At 48.1% G+C, this 18014-nt stretch carries 13 protein-coding genes, 2 rRNA genes and 1 other annotated feature; all 15 genes read left to right on the top strand.

All coding sequences use genetic code 11. From position 1 onward, the window contains the following. Nucleotides 1-60 precede the first annotated feature (60 nt). The 15 genes from V6669_RS23970 (at nucleotide 61) to V6669_RS23900 (ending at nucleotide 17899) form a co-directional block, all read left to right on the top strand. A complete protein-coding gene (locus V6669_RS23970; RefSeq protein ID WP_091037546.1) occupies nucleotides 61-1311 on the top strand; it encodes an Rne/Rng family ribonuclease in 1251 nt (416 codons plus the stop codon). 56 nt (nucleotides 1312-1367) lie between these two features. Next, nucleotides 1368-1452, top strand: a sequence feature (ribosomal protein L21 leader region). A 14-nt stretch (nucleotides 1453-1466) separates the two neighbouring features. Further along, nucleotides 1467-1778: a 50S ribosomal protein L21 gene (rplU, locus tag V6669_RS23965; RefSeq protein WP_017692620.1), complete on the top strand. Its 312-nt coding sequence runs from the start codon at nucleotides 1467-1469 to the stop codon at nucleotides 1776-1778. Between the two features lie 14 nt (nucleotides 1779-1792). Continuing rightward, a complete protein-coding gene (locus tag V6669_RS23960; protein ID WP_036605912.1) occupies nucleotides 1793-2122 on the top strand; it encodes a ribosomal-processing cysteine protease Prp in 330 nt (109 codons plus the stop codon). Between the two features lie 23 nt (nucleotides 2123-2145). Beyond that, on the top strand, nucleotides 2146-2457 hold the full coding sequence (gene rpmA, locus V6669_RS23955; RefSeq protein ID WP_017692622.1) for a 50S ribosomal protein L27: 312 nt from the start codon (nucleotides 2146-2148) through the stop codon (nucleotides 2455-2457). A gap of 90 nt (nucleotides 2458-2547) precedes the next feature. Further along, the gene (locus V6669_RS23950) at nucleotides 2548-3345 is read left to right on the top strand and encodes a Spo0B domain-containing protein (RefSeq protein ID WP_235193928.1); all 798 of its coding nucleotides are present in this window, start codon (nucleotides 2548-2550) and stop codon (nucleotides 3343-3345) included. A gap of 17 nt (nucleotides 3346-3362) precedes the next feature. Beyond that, the gene (gene obgE / locus V6669_RS23945; protein ID WP_076216952.1) at nucleotides 3363-4673 is read left to right on the top strand and encodes a GTPase ObgE; all 1311 of its coding nucleotides are present in this window, start codon (nucleotides 3363-3365) and stop codon (nucleotides 4671-4673) included. 228 nt (nucleotides 4674-4901) lie between these two features. Then, nucleotides 4902-5339, top strand: coding sequence for an ACT domain-containing protein (locus V6669_RS23940; RefSeq protein ID WP_017692625.1), 438 nt, complete (start codon nucleotides 4902-4904; stop codon nucleotides 5337-5339). A 58-nt stretch (nucleotides 5340-5397) separates the two neighbouring features. Then, entirely contained in the window at nucleotides 5398-6684 is a 1287-nt protein-coding gene (locus tag V6669_RS23935; protein WP_133387123.1) for a homoserine dehydrogenase, read from the top strand. A 115-nt stretch (nucleotides 6685-6799) separates the two neighbouring features. Further along, entirely contained in the window at nucleotides 6800-7870 is a 1071-nt protein-coding gene (gene thrC, locus V6669_RS23930; protein WP_036605915.1) for a threonine synthase, read from the top strand. Continuing rightward, nucleotides 7867-8835 (top strand): homoserine kinase, encoded by a 969-nt coding sequence (gene thrB, locus V6669_RS23925; RefSeq protein ID WP_338588358.1) that lies wholly within the window; start codon nucleotides 7867-7869, stop codon nucleotides 8833-8835. Before thrC ends, thrB begins: the two co-directional genes overlap by 4 nt. Beyond that, complete coding sequence (gene pheA, locus V6669_RS23920) at nucleotides 8832-9704, top strand: prephenate dehydratase (RefSeq protein ID WP_338588357.1); 873 nt, start codon at nucleotides 8832-8834, stop codon at nucleotides 9702-9704. The genes thrB and pheA overlap by 4 nt, the downstream gene beginning before the upstream one ends. 148 nt (nucleotides 9705-9852) lie before the next feature. Beyond that, on the top strand, nucleotides 9853-10737 hold the full coding sequence (gene ilvE, locus V6669_RS23915) for a branched-chain-amino-acid transaminase (RefSeq protein ID WP_017692630.1): 885 nt from the start codon (nucleotides 9853-9855) through the stop codon (nucleotides 10735-10737). Between the two features lie 195 nt (nucleotides 10738-10932). Next, nucleotides 10933-12561, top strand: coding sequence for a LysM peptidoglycan-binding domain-containing protein (locus tag V6669_RS23910; protein WP_338588356.1), 1629 nt, complete (start codon nucleotides 10933-10935; stop codon nucleotides 12559-12561). Nucleotides 12562-13106: 545 nt separating this feature from the next. Continuing rightward, a 16S ribosomal RNA gene (locus tag V6669_RS23905) occupies nucleotides 13107-14659 on the top strand. A gap of 311 nt (nucleotides 14660-14970) precedes the next feature. Continuing rightward, nucleotides 14971-17899, top strand: a 23S ribosomal RNA gene (locus V6669_RS23900). Together the 16S and 23S rRNA genes form the textbook arrangement of a ribosomal RNA operon. Nucleotides 17900-18014: the final 115 nt, after the last annotated feature.

Below are 18014 nucleotides of genomic sequence, written 5' to 3'. Positions count from 1 at the left end.
GAATTGAAAAGATATTGAAATGGATGTGGATGAATTGAATTGTCTTCTAGAGGTGAAGCCATGAAACAAATGATAGTACATAATGAACATAACCTCATGCAAATGGCGCTTCTGGAAGAAGGCAAAGCTGTGGAATTTACGGCAGAGCGTACACGCGAGCGTGGACTGCTGGGTTCCTTTTTCAAGGGACGGGTCGTGAATGTGTTACCAGGTATGCAGGCTGCTTTTGTGGATATTGGTCAGAAAAAGAATGCGTTTCTTTATGTGGACGATGTGTTGCATCCCCATCTGGAGAAACAGCCCAAGGTGAAGCCTTCCATCTCGGAGTTGCTTCGTCCGGGTCAGGAAGTCATTGTTCAGGTTCTGAAAGAACCGGTAGGAGGCAAGGGAGCCCGGGTGACGACTCATTATTCACTCCCGGGCCGTTGGCTTGTCTACATGCCTGTTGCTGACTATGTAGCGGTATCCAAGAAAATTGCCCGTGAAGGGGATCGTTCCCGTCTTAAGGCACTTGGGGAGCAACTGAGGCGGGATGAAGAAGGACTTATTATTCGGACCGTATCTGGAGAAGAGCAGCATGAAGCCATTAAGTCGGACTTGGAAACATTACGCGCGCAGTGGTATCTGATTCGTGAAAAAGCGGACAGTTTGCCTTCACCAAGCCTCTTGCATCGGGATCATAGCATGGTACAGCGAATCATCAGAGATGTGTATACGCCAGGGAGTGACGAAGTCATCACTGATAGTGAAGGACAAGCCCGTGAGGTAAAAGCATTGCTTGAAGAGATTAGTCCTGGTCATCAACCCAAAGTACAGGTGTATCGGGGAACAGAATCCATCTTTGCTGCCTATGGTGTGCAGGAACAGTTGAATAAGGATTTTGCCCGGAAAGTGTGGTTGCCCGGAGGCGGATACATTGTCATTGATCATACCGAAGCTCTGACTGTAGTGGATGTGAACACGGGGAAATACACGGGAGCTGGCGGTGACAGTCTGGAAGAGACCGTGACAGAGACCAACATACAGGCAGCAGTGGAGATTGCTCGCCTGATGCGCCTGCGAGATATCGGTGGCATGATTATTGTCGACTTCATTGATATGGAGGAAGCCTCGAATCGGCATGAAGTCGCGGCAACCTTGGAGGGTGAGCTCAAGAAGGATCGGACCAAAGCGTTTGTAATGGGTTGGACCAAGCTGGGTTTGCTGGAACTTACCCGTAAGAAAGTGCGGGAAGAAAGTACGTTACCCTATGTGGAGCCGTGTTCTTCCTGCCATGGAACGGGAAAAAGATATATTTCACCTTTGCATTGATTTTTGATATATTGCGTGATATAATCTTCAAGTATGTGTTTAGCCTAATGGTCTTGCACATGCTGTAACCGCACTGGCCGGGTATAAGAACAGTTCCGCAAGGACACTGTCACCTGAGAACGGGCGAGTCTGAGACATGAGGAGGTGCAAGGCAAATGTACGCAATTATTGAAACAGGCGGCAAACAGTACAAAGTCCAAGAGGGCGATGTTCTGTTCATCGAGAAATTGACTGCGAACGATGGCGAAAGCGTAACGTTCGACCGTGTCCTGGCTGTATCTAACGATCAAGGTTTGACAGCAGGTACACCATTGATTTCCGGAGCTACTGTAACGGCTAAAGTGGAGAAACATGGCAAAGGACAAAAGGTTATCGTATACAAATACAAACCTAAAAAGAACTACCATGTGAAGCAAGGTCACCGTCAACCGTACACTAAAGTAACTATCGAAACAATCAAAGCGTAAAGAAGGTGCGATAAGTGATTATCGTTCAAATCTTTCGTGATGAGGACGGGAACATCGAACGTTTTTCCATTGAAGGGCATGCTAATTTTGCCAAGCGGGGAGAAGACATCGTATGTGCCGGGGTATCCGCTGTTACAGTGGGTACGGTGAACTCGATTGAAACATTGACCGGTGTCGAAATGGATGCCAAGATGAAGAATGGCTTTTTAAGCGGTTCTTTACCTTTGTTAGAGAGAGGGGAAACTTGGTCCCAGGTACAATTGTTACTCGAATCCATGGTGGTTATGCTCTCTAATATTGCAGAGTCATACGGGAAGTATATTAAAATACAGCAATTCAAATAAGCAAAGAAGGAGGACAACCAATCATGTTGAAATTAAATCTTCAGTTATTCGCATCGAAAAAAGGTGTAGGTTCCACGAAGAACGGACGTGACAGTAATGCTCAACGTCTGGGTGTTAAACGTGCTGATGGTCAAACTGTAACTGGTGGTAGCATTCTCGTTCGCCAACGCGGAACGAAAATTCACCCAGGAACTAACGTTGGCATCGGTAAAGATGACACTTTGTTCGCGAAAATCGACGGCGTTGTAAAATTCGAACGTTGGGGACGCGATCGCAAAAAAGTAAGCATCTACCCTGTTAATGTTGCTCCTGTAGCAGCAGCAGTAGAAGCGTAATATCGGCATTCCGCCTAAGGAGCCTTCGGCATTTTTGCCGAAGGTTTTTTGTATTCAACGGTTATTCGATAATGAACTGGCAGAAAAGACATGTTATACTTGGTTACGGTGGGTGTAGACCAACCGAGTTTTGTAGAACGGGGAGAAGCCATGAAATCTTGGAAAAGAGTGCCGTGGATTGCGGCATGTTCACTTCTGATTCCTTTGGTTTTCGTTATGTTGTATCCGGCGATGATCTCAAGCGTCGTGTGCGCATTGTGGTCCGTCGCAGTATTGCTCATTTCTGTGAATGCGATGAAGAAACAGGCGGAGGCGGAACGCAGAGCCATCATACAATCCATGGAAAAAACAGCAATTGCTTCATTAAATCATCATCGACACGACTGGATGAACGACCTTCAGGTGTTATATGGATATCTTCGGCTGGGCAAACTTGATAAATCCTTGCAATGTGTGGAAAGAATAAAAGAGCGGGTTACAGAAGAAAGCCGAATCTCCAGGTTAGGTATTCCTTCCCTCGTATTTTATCTTCAGTCTTTTCGCGCCAGTGGAATTGCGCTGGACTTGCATGTGGAAATAGAAGATGAGTTGCAGCTTAGTGCTCTGGTCTCTCCCGAGGATGGCGAGTCACTTACCGGGGCGATTGCTGATGCAATCAGGGCCTATCAATATGGCGGCGGCCGGTCTTCTTGGGGAGAGGTTCGCAAACTGACCTTAAACTTCGGACAGGATCATGGAGATGTGGTTGTCCGACTGGATGGGGATCAAACACCCGATCCGGAAACACTGCGGCAGCTTACTGCCGTACTCAAAGGAAAAAAAGTCAGAACGGAGCAGTTTCCGTCTGAGGATACGTTTATACAATTCAGAATGCCGTGTGGAATATAGGAAGAAGGGGTTAACCAATGTTTGTAGATAAAGCGAAGATTTATGTAAAAGCCGGAGACGGAGGGGACGGAATTATTTCGTTCCGTCGTGAGAAGTATGTACCAAACGGCGGACCTGCAGGGGGCGATGGAGGCAGAGGAGCTGACATCATTTTCCGCGTGGATGAAGGTTTGCGTACGTTGATGGATTTCCGTTACCAGCGTCACTTCAAGGCCCCACGTGGTGAGAAGGGACGTAATAAAAGTCAGCATGGTGCAAATGCGGAGAACATGATTGTGCGCATTCCACCAGGAACTATCATCTTGGATGAAGACAGTGGAGAAGTACTGGCGGATATGACACGTCACGGTCAACAGGTTGTTATTGCTCGTGGTGGTCGGGGCGGACGGGGTAACATCCGATTTGCTACACCGAACAATCCTGCACCTGAACTTGCTGAGAACGGTGAAGAAGGACAAGAGCGTTACATCGTACTCGAACTGAAAGTTATGGCAGATGTTGGTCTGGTTGGTTTCCCGAGTGTCGGGAAATCCACATTGCTTTCTGTCGTTTCGTCAGCCAAGCCAAAGATCGGGGCATACCATTTCACAACCATTACACCGAATCTGGGTGTAGTCGGTGTAGGAGAAGGCCGAAGCTTCGTCATGGCCGATTTGCCTGGACTGATTGAAGGTGCGCATGAAGGAGTCGGACTGGGACATGAGTTCCTGCGTCATGTCGAGCGTACTCGCATTATTGTTCACGTTGTAGATATGTCGGGTTCGGAAGGACGCGATCCTTTTGAAGACTGGCAGAAAATCAATGACGAATTGAAGTTGTACAATCCTCTTCTCGCCGAGAGAACGCAAATTGTAGCAGCTAACAAGATGGATATGCCAGACTCTGAAGCGAACTTGGAGCAATTTTTACAGCAAGTTCGTGAGGTTCAACCTGATATTGAAGTGATGCCAATTTCATCCTTGACCCGGAAAGGGATTCAAGAACTTCTCTATCGTGCAGCTGATCTGCTGGATCAGGTTCCAGACGAGCGAGTGGTTGAAGAGGTAGCAGATGTATCTGAACGTAAAGTATACAGTCTGGACAAAAAAGAAGATGATGGTTTCAAAATTGTGCGTGAGAACGAAATGTTCGTTGTCGAAAGTGCCAAGATTGACCGCATGATGAAACGGATGCAATTGAACTCGCATGAAGCTATACTGAAACTCGCACGTACACTTCGTTATATGGGTGTGGACGCTGAGTTGCGTAAGCGCGGGGCTGTAGAAGGCACCATCGTGCGTATTGGAGACTTTGAATTCGAATTCGTGGAAGGCAGCAGTTACTATTAAGTAGCCGTCTTCCGTGGAGAGACAGATCGATATAGGAACGCAGAGAAGTGGGAAGTTGACCCGCAACTCTGCGTTTTTTTGTTTTTTCCTGACATGAGAGAGTGATAAACTTGTATACTGTGAGGAACGTATTTCAAAAAATAGGCGTGTCATGTATTGCCCTTTTGCCATAGATCCTATATAATGTCCACTATATGAATACATGAGTCTTTGAGGAGAGGACGTTCTGTGAACGAACGCTATTACTTAGTACGGGAAGATATTTTACCAGAGGCTGTGGTGAAGACCATGCAGGTAAAAGAACTACTGGCTTCTGGTGATGTTAAAACAGTGCATGAGGCGGTTGAACAGGTCGGATTAAGCCGGAGTGCCTTTTACAAGTACAAAGATGGAATTCATCTGATCAACCAGCTTGAGCGCGAGAGAATTGTAACGATCTCCATTGATCTGGAGCATCAGTCGGGTATCTTGTCACGTGTACTTGGACATGTAGCTGGTTATGGAGCTAATGTACTCACGATTAATCAGAGTATCCCGCTTCAAGGAAGAGCCAATGTTGTCATTTCGGTGGAAACGACACATCTTCATGGCGAAATTGGTGAAATGCTGGATCGAATGCAAGATATGCCTGGCGTAAGACGCACGCGTATTGTAGGCCAAGGGTAATTAGGCTTTAACATACAGGACTGACGGACAAGAATAGACATTAGGGGGTAGATCGTTAGTGAAACCAGTAAAAGTCGGATTGTTGGGTCTGGGAACTGTCGGAACGGGAGTCGTTCGCATTGTTGAAGGGAATCAGGAGGATCTGAGCAGTCAGGTTGGATCGCCGATTGTCATCGAGAAGATCGCAGTGAAAAATACAGAGAAAGAACGTGTTATTGCTGTAGACCGTGCCAAGCTTACGGAAGATCCTTGGGAAGTCATTCGTCATCCGGATATTGATGTCATCGTTGAAGTCATGGGCGGCATTGATCAGACGAAGGAGTATATTCTTGAAGCGTTGGAACGTGGGAAACATATCGTAACAGCAAACAAAGATCTCATGGCACTGCATGGTACAGAGATTTTGGCGAAGGCGCAGGAAAAACAATGTGACGTGTTCTATGAGGCGAGTGTTGCTGGAGGGATTCCGATCATTCGTACGCTGATTGAAGGTTTCTCTTCTGATCGGATTACCCGCATTATGGGGATTGTGAACGGAACAACGAACTTTATTCTGACCAAAATGAGTCAGGAAGGTGCATCCTATGAAGAAGTACTGGCTGAAGCACAGGCTCTGGGATATGCCGAATCGGATCCAACTTCCGATGTGGAGGGACTTGACGCAGCTCGCAAAATGGCGATCTTGAGTACACTCGGTTTCCGCACCAATGTGGAGTTGAAGGATGTAACCGTTAAAGGAATATCCTCCGTAACTCGTGAAGACATCATGTATGCCAAAAGATTGGGATATGAGATGAAGTTACTTGGTATTGCGGACCGTATTGGCGATGAGATCACGATCAGCGTTCAGCCGACTATGGTTAGACAGAATCACCCGATTGCTTCAGTCAACGGTGTGTTCAACGCAGTATATGTACACGGTGAAGCTGTAGGGGAGACGATGTTCTACGGTGCGGGTGCGGGAGAACTTCCAACGGCAACTTCGGTTGTAGCTGACATTGTGGCGGTTACCAAAAACCTTAAACTTGGCGTGAACGGTCTCAAAGCCATTGTGCCTTATAAGACGAAGCGACTGCAAAGCGACGAGCAGATCGTGTCGAAAAACTTTATTTTACTACACGTAGACGATAAAGCCGGTGTATTGGCACAAATCACACAAATTTTCGCAGAGTATGATGTCAGTCTGGCGTCGGTTGTTCAACAGCCGAATGAGCACAACCCGGATGCCGAGATCATTATCGTTACACATAATGCAAGTAAGGCAAGCATGGATAAAGTGTTAAAACATTTTGAATCACTCAGCGTCATTCGCCGCATTAAGAGTGTCTACCGGGTCGAAGGATAAATGTCCGTATCCCATACGGCATCTCAATTATTTCAGTTATAACGTACAAGTTAATCATATCCGGTTCAACAGGTCATCATTTCAGATTATTAAAACATAAAGGAGTTTACCCACAATGAGATATCAAGGACTTTTGCAAACGTACAGAGAACACCTTCCAGTTAATGAAAATACACCCCTGCTTACGCTTCAGGAAGGAAATACACCGTTGATTCATGCAGAGAATCTGTCTGAGGAACTTGGCTTGAATGTTTACTTCAAATACGAAGGTTTGAACCCTACGGGATCTTTCAAAGACCGCGGTATGGTTATGGCTGTTGCCAAAGCTATGGAAGAGGGTAGCCGTACGATCATGTGTGCATCCACAGGTAATACATCAGCAGCTGCAGCAGCTTACGCCGCACGTGGTGGCCTCAATTGTATCGTACTAATCCCGAATAACAACATTGCACTGGGTAAACTGGCCCAAGCCATGATCTATGGAGCTAAGGTGATTGCGATCAATGGTAACTTTGACCGTGCACTGGAGATTGTGCGTGAGATCACAGCCAAACATCCGATCACGCTTGTAAACTCTGTGAATCCGTTCCGGATTGAAGGACAGAAGACAGCAGCGTTTGAAGTAATTGAACAACTTGGCGAAGCGCCTGACGTTCTGGCTATTCCAGTCGGTAATGCGGGAAATATCTCGGCTTACTGGAAAGGTTTCAAGGAATATAAAGAGGCAGGTAAATCCAACACGCTTCCACGTATGGTTGGTTTCGAAGCAGAAGGTGCGATGGCCATTGTCAAAGGTGAGCCGATCCTTGAACCTGAAACGGTAGCAACAGCAATTCGAATCGGTAATCCGGCGAGCTGGAAAACGGCAGTAGCTGCAGCTGAGGAATCTGGTGGACAGATCAACTATGTAACGGATGAACAAATCCTGACAGCGTATCGTACGCTTGCTTCTCGTGAAGGAATTTTTGCTGAACCTGCTTCTGCCGCTTCTCTTGCCGGTGTATACAAACTGAAGAGTGAAGGGTACTTTAAAGGCGGAGAGACTGTAGTTTGTGTATTGACAGGCAATGGCCTGAAAGATCCTAATATTGCGATCAAAACAGTAGCGACTGAGCCACTTGTTGTTGAAGATACGGAAGAAGCAGTAATGGCCGCTATTGCACAACTGGAGCAGCAATCTGTATGAGTTTGCGTGAAAAGGTAACTGTAAAAATACCTGCAAGCACAGCCAATCTCGGTCCGGGGTTTGACACCCTGGGCATGGCATTGTCTTTGTATGCCTGGTTGGAGATGAAACCTGCCGAGCAGACAACATTTCATCTTCACGGCAATCATTTGACAGGCCTGCCAACAGATAAATCGAATTTGATCTATGAAGTCGCGCAGATGGTATTTGATGAAGCTGGGGTATCCGTACCTGAATTGGAGATTTCCATGTATTCCGATATTCCGCTTACGCGGGGGCTCGGGAGTAGTGCATCGGCCATCGTTGGTGCATTGGCAGCAGCGAATGCATTAATTGGTGCTCCTTTATCCGATGCGAAGCTTCTGGATATGGCCACATCCCTTGAGAAGCATCCTGATAATGTGGGAGCATCTCTGTATGGCGGTATTATTACGGCTGCATGGAATGGTCAACAGGTAGATCATATACGTATTGAACCACACCAGGATTTGCAGGCTTTGGTTATTGTACCTGAATTCCAGCTGTCTACTTCAAAAGCAAGGAATGTGATTCCAGAGCAATTTGGCATGTCTGATGTGGTGCATAACATTAGCAGATCCTCACTGCTCGTTGCCGCTTTGGCGAGTGGACGACTGGATATGATTCAGAAGGCGATGTCAGATCGAATTCACCAACCATATCGGGCATTATTGGTGCCAGGCATGGCTGAGATATTGGAACATGCTGTCGATCATGGAGCGTTGGGAGCTGCCCTGAGCGGAGCTGGACCGACTGTATTGACTTTGGTAGATCGTCATGACACCCGGAAAGCGGGATTGGAACAATATTTGCTGGACACTATGGAGCGGGAGGGCATATCTGCTTCTGCACTGTGGCTCGATCCGGATTTGGACGGTGTAACCGTGCTGCCTGATCAAGACAAACGTCCTTTTCTGGACAGAATCAAAGGGGAAGTTAATGCATGAAACGAATTGCAGTATTACCTGAAGGCTCAGTCTCTCATGAGGCAATTGATTTCCTTTTCAACGGGGAACCATTAGATTTGCTTCATTCCAAGCTGATTTCGGATGTTTTTCGTGCAACGGATAGCGGAAATGCACAATACAGTGTTATTCCGATCGAGAATACCATTGAGGGTTCCGTTAGTCTTCATATGGACTGGCTTGTGAATGAAGTCGACATTCCGATGCAAGCAGAGTGGGTATACCCATCCATCCAGAATGTAATTGGACATGGCTCGGAATTTAAGACAGAGAGTGGCGAGTATGATTTTAGTAAAATCACCAAGATCATGTCTCACCCTGTGGCTATTCCGCAGTGTCAGAATTTTATTCGGCTGCATTCGCCTGGGGCGGACCTTGAAGGTGTGAACAGTACAGCCGAAGCTGTAGAAATTGTGAAAAAAAATCCAGGTAAGGGCTGGGTAGCGATTGGTACCAAGCTTGCTGCTCAGAAGCATGGTCTGGACATTATGGCTGAACGGGTTACAGATCATGACAACAACTATACCCGTTTTGTGCTCATCGGCCATGAACCTGTGAACATTCCACGTGAACCGGATCATGTAAAAACCAGCTTGCTGGTGACGTTGCCAGAAGATGCACCGGGTGCGTTGCATCAGGTATTGTCGGCTTTTGCATGGCGGAAGCTGAACTTGACCCGCCTCGAATCTCGTCCGACGAAGAAACGATTGGGCAGTTACTATTTTTACATTGATGTTGTGGAAACGGTCGATTCGGTATTGCTTACCGCAGCCATGGCAGAGATTGAAGCATTGAATTGTCAGGTGCGCGTTCTGGGTAGCTATCCTTGTTATACATATCCTTCGAAATAATTGACCTGATGGTGTTTGGGAATGTTAGAAGGTTGTCATAAGTCGGGGTAGAATGTGCGAGTAATGGTTTGTCATTTGGTGTACAATGGACGGGTTAATAACGTTTCGGAGTACAGGGAATGGATATTTTATGGAGGTGCAGTCATCGGTGGCAGAACAATGGATCTATTTGGATGGTCAGTATGTGACCAAGGAGAACGCAACCGTTTCGGTATATGATCATGGATTTTTGTATGGAGACGGGATTTTCGAAGGTATTCGAATCTATAACGGAAACATTTTCAGATGTAAGGCCCACTTGGATCGTTTGTATGATTCGGCAAAATCCATCAGTTTGAACATCCCGCTGTCCATTGATGAGATGCTGGAAGTGATGGCTGAAACGGTGCGCCGCAATGATATGCGTAATGGTTATATTCGTCTTATTGTATCGCGTGGCCCTGGTAATCTGGGGTTGGACCCGTTACGTTGCCCTAAGGCATCCGTAATCATTATCGTGGAGCAATTGGCGATCTATCCTGAGGAAGCGTATCTTACTGGATTGAAAGCCGTGTCCGTATCCCAACGCCGGAACATTCCGGACGCATTGAATCCAAAAATTAAATCGTTGAACTATCTGAATAACATCCTGGTTAAAATCCAGTCTAACTATTCAGGTGCTGGTGAAGCAATTATGCTGAACTCCCAAGGTTACGTAACTGAGGGTTCAAGTGATAACATCTTCATCATCAAAAATGGTGTAGTGTACACGCCGCCTTGTTATCTCGGAGCACTTGAAGGGATTACACGTCAAGCGATTATCGATCTATGTGGCGAACTGGAGCTTGAGTTGAAAGAAGTGCCATTCACCCTGCATGATGTGTATATCGCAGACGAAGTCTTTTTCACCGGGACAGCTGCAGAAGTTATCGCTGCATATGAAGTCGATGGAAGAACAATTGGCACGGGAGTAGCAGGCCCGGTAACGCTGAGACTGCTGGAAGCATTCCGTCAGATTGTTGACAAAGATGGATATAAAGTGTGGGAATCTTAAGTTAGAATTGCATAACATAGGGAACAGGAATCCTCCTTGTCCGATAAAATTCTGCATACCTGGTGTATGGGGATTTTAGAGACAGGAGGATTTTTTTTGTTTAGTTGATGTCATTAGCCCGGTTTCTGCATAGGATGTAGTAACGGTATGGGCGAATGTACTGCCCAAGTATGACGTCTAGGAGGTTAGTTCCCTGTGAAAATACACATGGTGAAAAAAGGCGACACATTATATCTGCTGTCCCAAAAATACAATGTAGCGCTGGACAAATTGATCGCGGCTAATCCGCAAATCACAAATCCCGACAAGTTGGATATCGGCATGAAGATCAAAATTCCTGCAGAACCAGTAACACCGAAGCCGGAGGGTGTGCTCCACAGTCACAAGGTGCAGCAAGGAGATTCGTTATGGAAGTTGGCACAAGCCTGGGGAGTTCCTTTAAAAGATATGATCAATGCCAATCCACAGTTGAAGAATCCGAACGCTCTGCTGGTGGGGGAGACAGTTTATATTCCATCTATGCACGCACAAGGAAACAGCACATCTAATTCGGGCGCCAGCAACATTGCTGCTCATGAAAAGTTGTCACCTGAAGGTAAGGAATACACGGGAGTCAAAGAACCGGAACCACCGGCGCCAGTTATGCCAACTCCTCCTGCTCCGGTAGCAGAGGTTCCTGTTCCGGTCCCGGTGCCTGCTCCACCACCAGCCAATACGGAGAAGCCGAATGTGAAGCCTGAACTGGAGGTACTGCCGCAGTTACCGGAGCTTCCTGAAGTGAAACCTGAAAAGGAAACGTACAAAAAAGAAGAGGTTAAACCCGAAGTTCATGTAAAACCGTTAGCAGAATCCAAGAAATACACAATGCCTAATCTTTCGCCTGAAATTATGCCTTTGCCTGTAATGCCTAATACAAAGTCTCCAACTGAGGTTGCACCAGCAACGAAAAAGCCTTGTGGTTGTGGTAATAAGTTGCATCATGCGCCAGCCGAGCACCCTTATGTTCAAATCCCGGTTCCTGTACAAGAGGTGTATGGTGCTCAGCAAGACATGTACACGGCAGGAGCGAGTAACAATGCGTCGTTTCCGGGGATTTCGGAAGTTAGTCCTTATAGTGGCAGTGATCTGCCTAACAGTCCGTGGACTGGCGCGGAGCAGGGTTATAACCACAATAACGTTATGCCGAATCTGTCCGCAGACATGCAAAATAACTCATTTCCGATTGCGCCAGCTAGCGAAGTGAATAGTCCATTCCCGACGTATGCGGCGCCTAGTCATATGAATCATCAGCCGCCGTTCATATCTCCATACTCAATGCTTCCGTACCCTCCATGCGGATGTGGCTCACATACACATATGCCTCAGTATACTTATCCTTCTCATGGCTATCAGGATCCGGCTTGGAATATGTATGGTCCTTCGTACGGTATGCCGCCTGAAATGTCCACATCAACAATGCCAAACCAGCCAATAGAGTACGCTTATCAGAATCCGTACCCTACTCAGAACATGGTTCCGCCGTCCCCGCTTGGAGCATTTGGTGAAATGTATCCTCCTCAAGGGCAAGGCCAGGGTGGTAAAAAAGGGGGGCGTGAAGACGCTAACTTAAGCCAGGTAGCAATTGAAGAGGTAGGATCAGACTCGGAAGGGAAGTCCAAGCAAGCGGGGAATAAGCCGCCAGCTGCAAAACGCAGAACAAACAAGGCTCCTCTGAAGAATAAATCCAAGGTATCCGTGTCCGGGAAAACATCCAGAGAGGGTGCGGCTACTTCCAACCAACGGAAATCCGATAAAAAGCGTCGTAATCCATGGATACAAAACTAACCTGAGGATTGCGATTGATGAATAAGTGAGGTACCTGTTATATAAGCGGGAAGCCAGCTCTGCAATAGAGAGCTGGCTTCCCGCTTACCTGAGTGAACATTGAGTTGCACACAACGGAGATATAGTTGCTCAGGAAATGATATAAAGTATTTTATTAAGAAGTTATTGTAAACCCTTTCATAAATGTGTTAAAATATTTGTACCCTATGAGCATGACCTAATATGATAGGACAAGATAGGGAACGGATGTGATAACTTTAGCTAATGTAAAACTACTAAAGAAAAGAAATGAAAAAAACTGTTGCATTACATTCAGCCGTATGATATATTATTTAAGTCGCCGCTGAAACACAGTGCTGACACGGGAAACACAATAAATAATGAAATAAGTTTGATCTTTGAAAACTGAACAACGAGTGAGTAAACATTCTGCTTGCAGAATGAACGCGAAAGTTGAGACGAGCCTTGGCTTGAATCGACTGGAGCACAAATGAGATTTTTAATCTCGTCAGATTCAAAATGAGCTTATCGCTCTTTTCAATACTTTATTGGAGAGTTTGATCCTGGCTCAGGACGAACGCTGGCGGCATGCCTAATACATGCAAGTCGAGCGGACTTGAAGAGAAGCTTGCTTCTCTGATGGTTAGCGGCGGACGGGTGAGTAACACGTAGGCAACCTGCCCTCAAGTTTGGGACAACTACCGGAAACGGTAGCTAATACCGAATAATTGTTTTCTTCGCCTGAAGGAAACTGGAAAGACGGAGCAATCTGTCACTTGGGGATGGGCCTGCGGCGCATTAGCTAGTTGGTGGGGTAACGGCTCACCAAGGCGACGATGCGTAGCCGACCTGAGAGGGTGATCGGCCACACTGGGACTGAGACACGGCCCAGACTCCTACGGGAGGCAGCAGTAGGGAATCTTCCGCAATGGGCGAAAGCCTGACGGAGCAATGCCGCGTGAGTGATGAAGGTTTTCGGATCGTAAAGCTCTGTTGCCAGGGAAGAACGCTTGGGAGAGTAACTGCTCTCAAGGTGACGGTACCTGAGAAGAAAGCCCCGGCTAACTACGTGCCAGCAGCCGCGGTAATACGTAGGGGGCAAGCGTTGTCCGGAATTATTGGGCGTAAAGCGCGCGCAGGCGGTCATTTAAGTCTGGTGTTTAATCCCGGGGCTCAACCCCGGATCGCACTGGAAACTGGGTGACTTGAGTGCAGAAGAGGAGAGTGGAATTCCACGTGTAGCGGTGAAATGCGTAGATATGTGGAGGAACACCAGTGGCGAAGGCGACTCTCTGGGCTGTAACTGACGCTGAGGCGCGAAAGCGTGGGGAGCAAACAGGATTAGATACCCTGGTAGTCCACGCCGTAAACGATGAGTGCTAGGTGTTAGGGGTTTCGATACCCTTGGTGCCGAAGTTAACACATTAAGCACTCCGCCTGGGGAGTACGGTCGCAAGACTGAAACTCAAAGGAATTGACGGGGACCCGCACAAGCAGTGGAGTATGTGGTTTAATTCGAAGCAACGCGAAGAACCTTACCAGGTCTTGACATCTGAATGACCGGTGCAGAGATGTACCTTTTCTTCGGAACATTCAAGACAGGTGGTGCATGGTTGTCGTCAGCTCGTGTCGTGAGATGTTGGGTTAAGTCCCGCAACGAGCGCAACCCTTATATTTAGTTGCCAGCACTTCGGGTGGGCACTCTAGATAGACTGCCGGTGACAAACCGGAGGAAGGTGGGGATGACGTCAAATCATCATGCCCCTTATGACCTGGGCTACACACGTACTACAATGGCCGGTACAACGGGCTGCGAAATCGCGAGATGGAGCCAATCCCAACAAAGCCGGTCTCAGTTCGGATTGCAGGCTGCAACTCGCCTGCATGAAGTCGGAATTGCTAGTAATCGCGGATCAGCATGCCGCGGTGAATACGTTCCCGGGTCTTGTACACACCGCCCGTCACACCACGAGAGTTTATAACACCCGAAGTCGGTGGGGTAACCGCAAGGAGCCAGCCGCCGAAGGTGGGATAGATGATTGGGGTGAAGTCGTAACAAGGTAGCCGTATCGGAAGGTGCGGCTGGATCACCTCCTTTCTATGGAGAATCGTTTCCTGCAACGGAAACATTCAAATATGCAGCTTAGCTGCAAAACACTCACTCGTTGCTCAGTTTTGAGAGCTCAAACTCTCAAACAGCTTGCTTTTGCATGGAGCTTGTTCTTTGAAAACTAGATATCGAAACGAAACAAACGCGAATTAGAACATTCCTTTTTAGCTGAACTTGTGTTAAACAAGTTTAATAAATTGGTACTTAATTGCTTTTGCGATGGTATTGGGTGGGAGCGACTTTTGGCTTTGGACGTAGTCCAAAACAAGGGAAGCGAGCAGTCAAAACCGGAGCAATATGGTTAAGCTACTAAGAGCACACGGAGGATGCCTAGGCGCTAGGAGCCGATGAAGGACGTGGCGAACAACGAAACTGCCTCGGGGAGCTGTAAGCAAGCTTTGATCCGGGGGTGTCCGAATGGGGAAACCCAGCTGGGGTAATTTCCAGTTACTCATAACTGAATACATAGGTTATGCAGAGGCATACCAGGGGAACTGAAACATCTAAGTACCCTGAGGAAGAGAAAACAATAGTGATTCCGTCAGTAGCGGCGAGCGAACGCGGAGAAGCCCAAACCAGAGAGCTTGCTCTTTGGGGTTGTGGGACGTCTCACATGGAGTTACAAAGGAACCGGTTAAGCGAAGAGGTCTGGAAAGGCCCGCCAAAGAAGGTAAAAGCCCTGTAGTTGAAAGTCTGTTCCCTCCGAGACGGATCCCGAGTAGTGCGGGGCACGTGAAACCCCGTATGAATCCGGCAGGACCATCTGCCAAGGCTAAATACTTCCTAGCGACCGATAGTGAAGCAGTACCGTGAGGGAAAGGTGAAAAGCACCCCGGAAGGGGAGTGAAATAGAACCTGAAACCGTGTGCTTACAAAAAGTCAGAGCCCGTTTTAGGGGTGATGGCGTGCCTTTTGTAGAATGAACCGGCGAGTTACGTTCCCGTGCAAGGTTAAGGTGAAGAGCCGGAGCCGCAGCGAAAGCGAGTCTGAATAGGGCGATGTAGTACGTGGACGTAGACCCGAAACCGGGTGATCTACCCCTGTCCAGGGTGAAGGTGCGGTAACACGCACTGGAGGCCCGAACCCACGCATGTTGAAAAATGCGGGGATGAGGTGGGGGTAGCGGAGAAATTCCAATCGAACTCGGAGATAGCTGGTTCTCCCCGAAATAGCTTTAGGGCTAGCCTCGGAAAACAGAGTCGTGGAGGTAGAGCACTGATTGGGTGCGGGGCCCGCAAGGGTTACCAAGCTCAGTCAAACTCCGAATGCCATAGACTTACTTCCGGGAGTCAGACAGTGAGTGCTAAGATCCATTGTCAAAAGGGAAACAGCCCAGACCATCAGCTAAGGTCCCCAAGTGTGTGTTAAGTGGGAAAGGATGTGGAGTTGCACAGACAACCAGGATGTTGGCTTAGAAGCAGCCACCATTGAAAGAGTGCGTAATAGCTCACTGGTCGAGTGACTCTGCGCCGAAAATGTAACGGGGCTAAACACACCACCGAAGCTATGGCTTGATGCTATGCATCAGGGGTAGGGGAGCGTTGTATAAGGGTTGAAGGTGTACCGTAAGGAGCGCTGGACATTATACAAGTGAGAATGCCGGTATGAGTAACGAAAAGATCAGTGAGAATCTGATCCGCCGAAAGCCTAAGGGTTCCTGAGGAAGGCTCGTCCGCTCAGGGTAAGTCGGGACCTAAGGCGAGGCCGAAAGGCGTAGTCGAAGGACAACAGGTCGAAATTCCTGTACCACCGTAAGCCGTTATGAGCAATGGGGGGACGCAGTAGGGTAGTGACGCGGACTGATGGATGTCCGTCTAAGCAGTGAGGCTGATGTGTAGGCAAATCCGCACATCATTAAGGCTGAGCTGTGATGGGGAGCGAAAATTGTAGTAGCGAAGGTCATGATCTCACACTGCCAAGAAAAGCCTCTAGCCAGGTGATGGTGCCCGTACCGCAAACCGACACAGGTAGGCGAGAAGAGTATTCTAAGGCGCGCGGAAGAACTCTCGTTAAGGAACTCGGCAAAATGACCCCGTAACTTCGGGAGAAGGGGTGCCCCGGTAGTGTGAATAGCACGAGGGGGCCGCAGTGAAAAGGCCCAAGCGACTGTTTAGCAAAAACACAGGTCTGTGCGAAGCCGTAAGGCGAAGTATACGGGCTGACGCCTGCCCGGTGCTGGAAGGTTAAGGGGAGTGGTTAGGGAGTAATCCCGAAGCTGTGAACCGAAGCCCCAGTAAACGGCGGCCGTAACTATAACGGTCCTAAGGTAGCGAAATTCCTTGTCAGGTAAATTCTGACCCGCACGAATGGCGTAACGACTTGGGCGCTGTCTCAACGAGAGATCCGGTGAAATTTTAATACCTGTGAAGATGCAGGTTACCCGCGACAAGACGGAAAGACCCCATGGAGCTTTACTGCAGCTTGATATTGAATTTGGGTACGATCTGTACAGGATAGGTGGGAGCCTTTGAAACGTGAGCGCCAGCTTGCGTGGAGGCAACGTTGGGATACCACCCTGATCGTATCTAGGTTCTAACCTGGTACCGTAATCCGGTGCGGGGACAGTGTCAGGTGGGCAGTTTGACTGGGGCGGTCGCCTCCTAAAGAGTAACGGAGGCGCCCAAAGGTTCCCTCAGAATGGTTGGAAATCATTCGAAGAGTGCAAAGGCATAAGGGAGCTTGACTGCGAGACCTACAAGTCGAGCAGGGACGAAAGTCGGGCTTAGTGATCCGGTGGTACCGCATGGAAGGGCCATCGCTCAACGGATAAAAGCTACCCTGGGGATAACAGGCTTATCTCCCCCAAGAGTCCACATCGACGGGGAGGTTTGGCACCTCGATGTCGGCTCATCGCATCCTGGGGCTGAAGTAGGTCCCAAGGGTTGGGCTGTTCGCCCATTAAAGCGGTACGCGAGCTGGGTTCAGAACGTCGTGAGACAGTTCGGTCCCTATCTGTCGTGGGCGTAGGAAATTTGAGAGGAGCTGTCCTTAGTACGAGAGGACCGGGATGGACGTACCGCTGGTGTACCAGTTGTTCCGCCAGGAGCACCGCTGGGTAGCTATGTACGGACGGGATAAACGCTGAAAGCATCTAAGCGTGAAGCCCCCCTCAAGATGAGATTTCCCAGTATGTAAGACCCCTTGAAGACGACGAGGTAGATAGGCTGGGGGTGGAAGTGCAGCAATGCATGGAGCTGACCAGTACTAATCGGTCGAGGGCTTATCCAAATATGCAAGTTGTAATTCGCGTGTTTCGTTTCGAATCTAGTTTTCAGAGAATGATCTCTGAAATGAAAATCGGTACATCACAGAACGTGTGTATGATTTTCAGTTCCATATCTGA

Source organism: Paenibacillus sp. Y5S-9 (assembly GCF_036894235.1).
In the GTDB taxonomy this organism is placed as follows: domain Bacteria; phylum Bacillota; class Bacilli; order Paenibacillales; family Paenibacillaceae; genus Paenibacillus.
The sequence above is the reverse complement of the archived record's forward strand: the minus strand, read 5'-3'. Positions and strand labels throughout refer to the sequence as shown.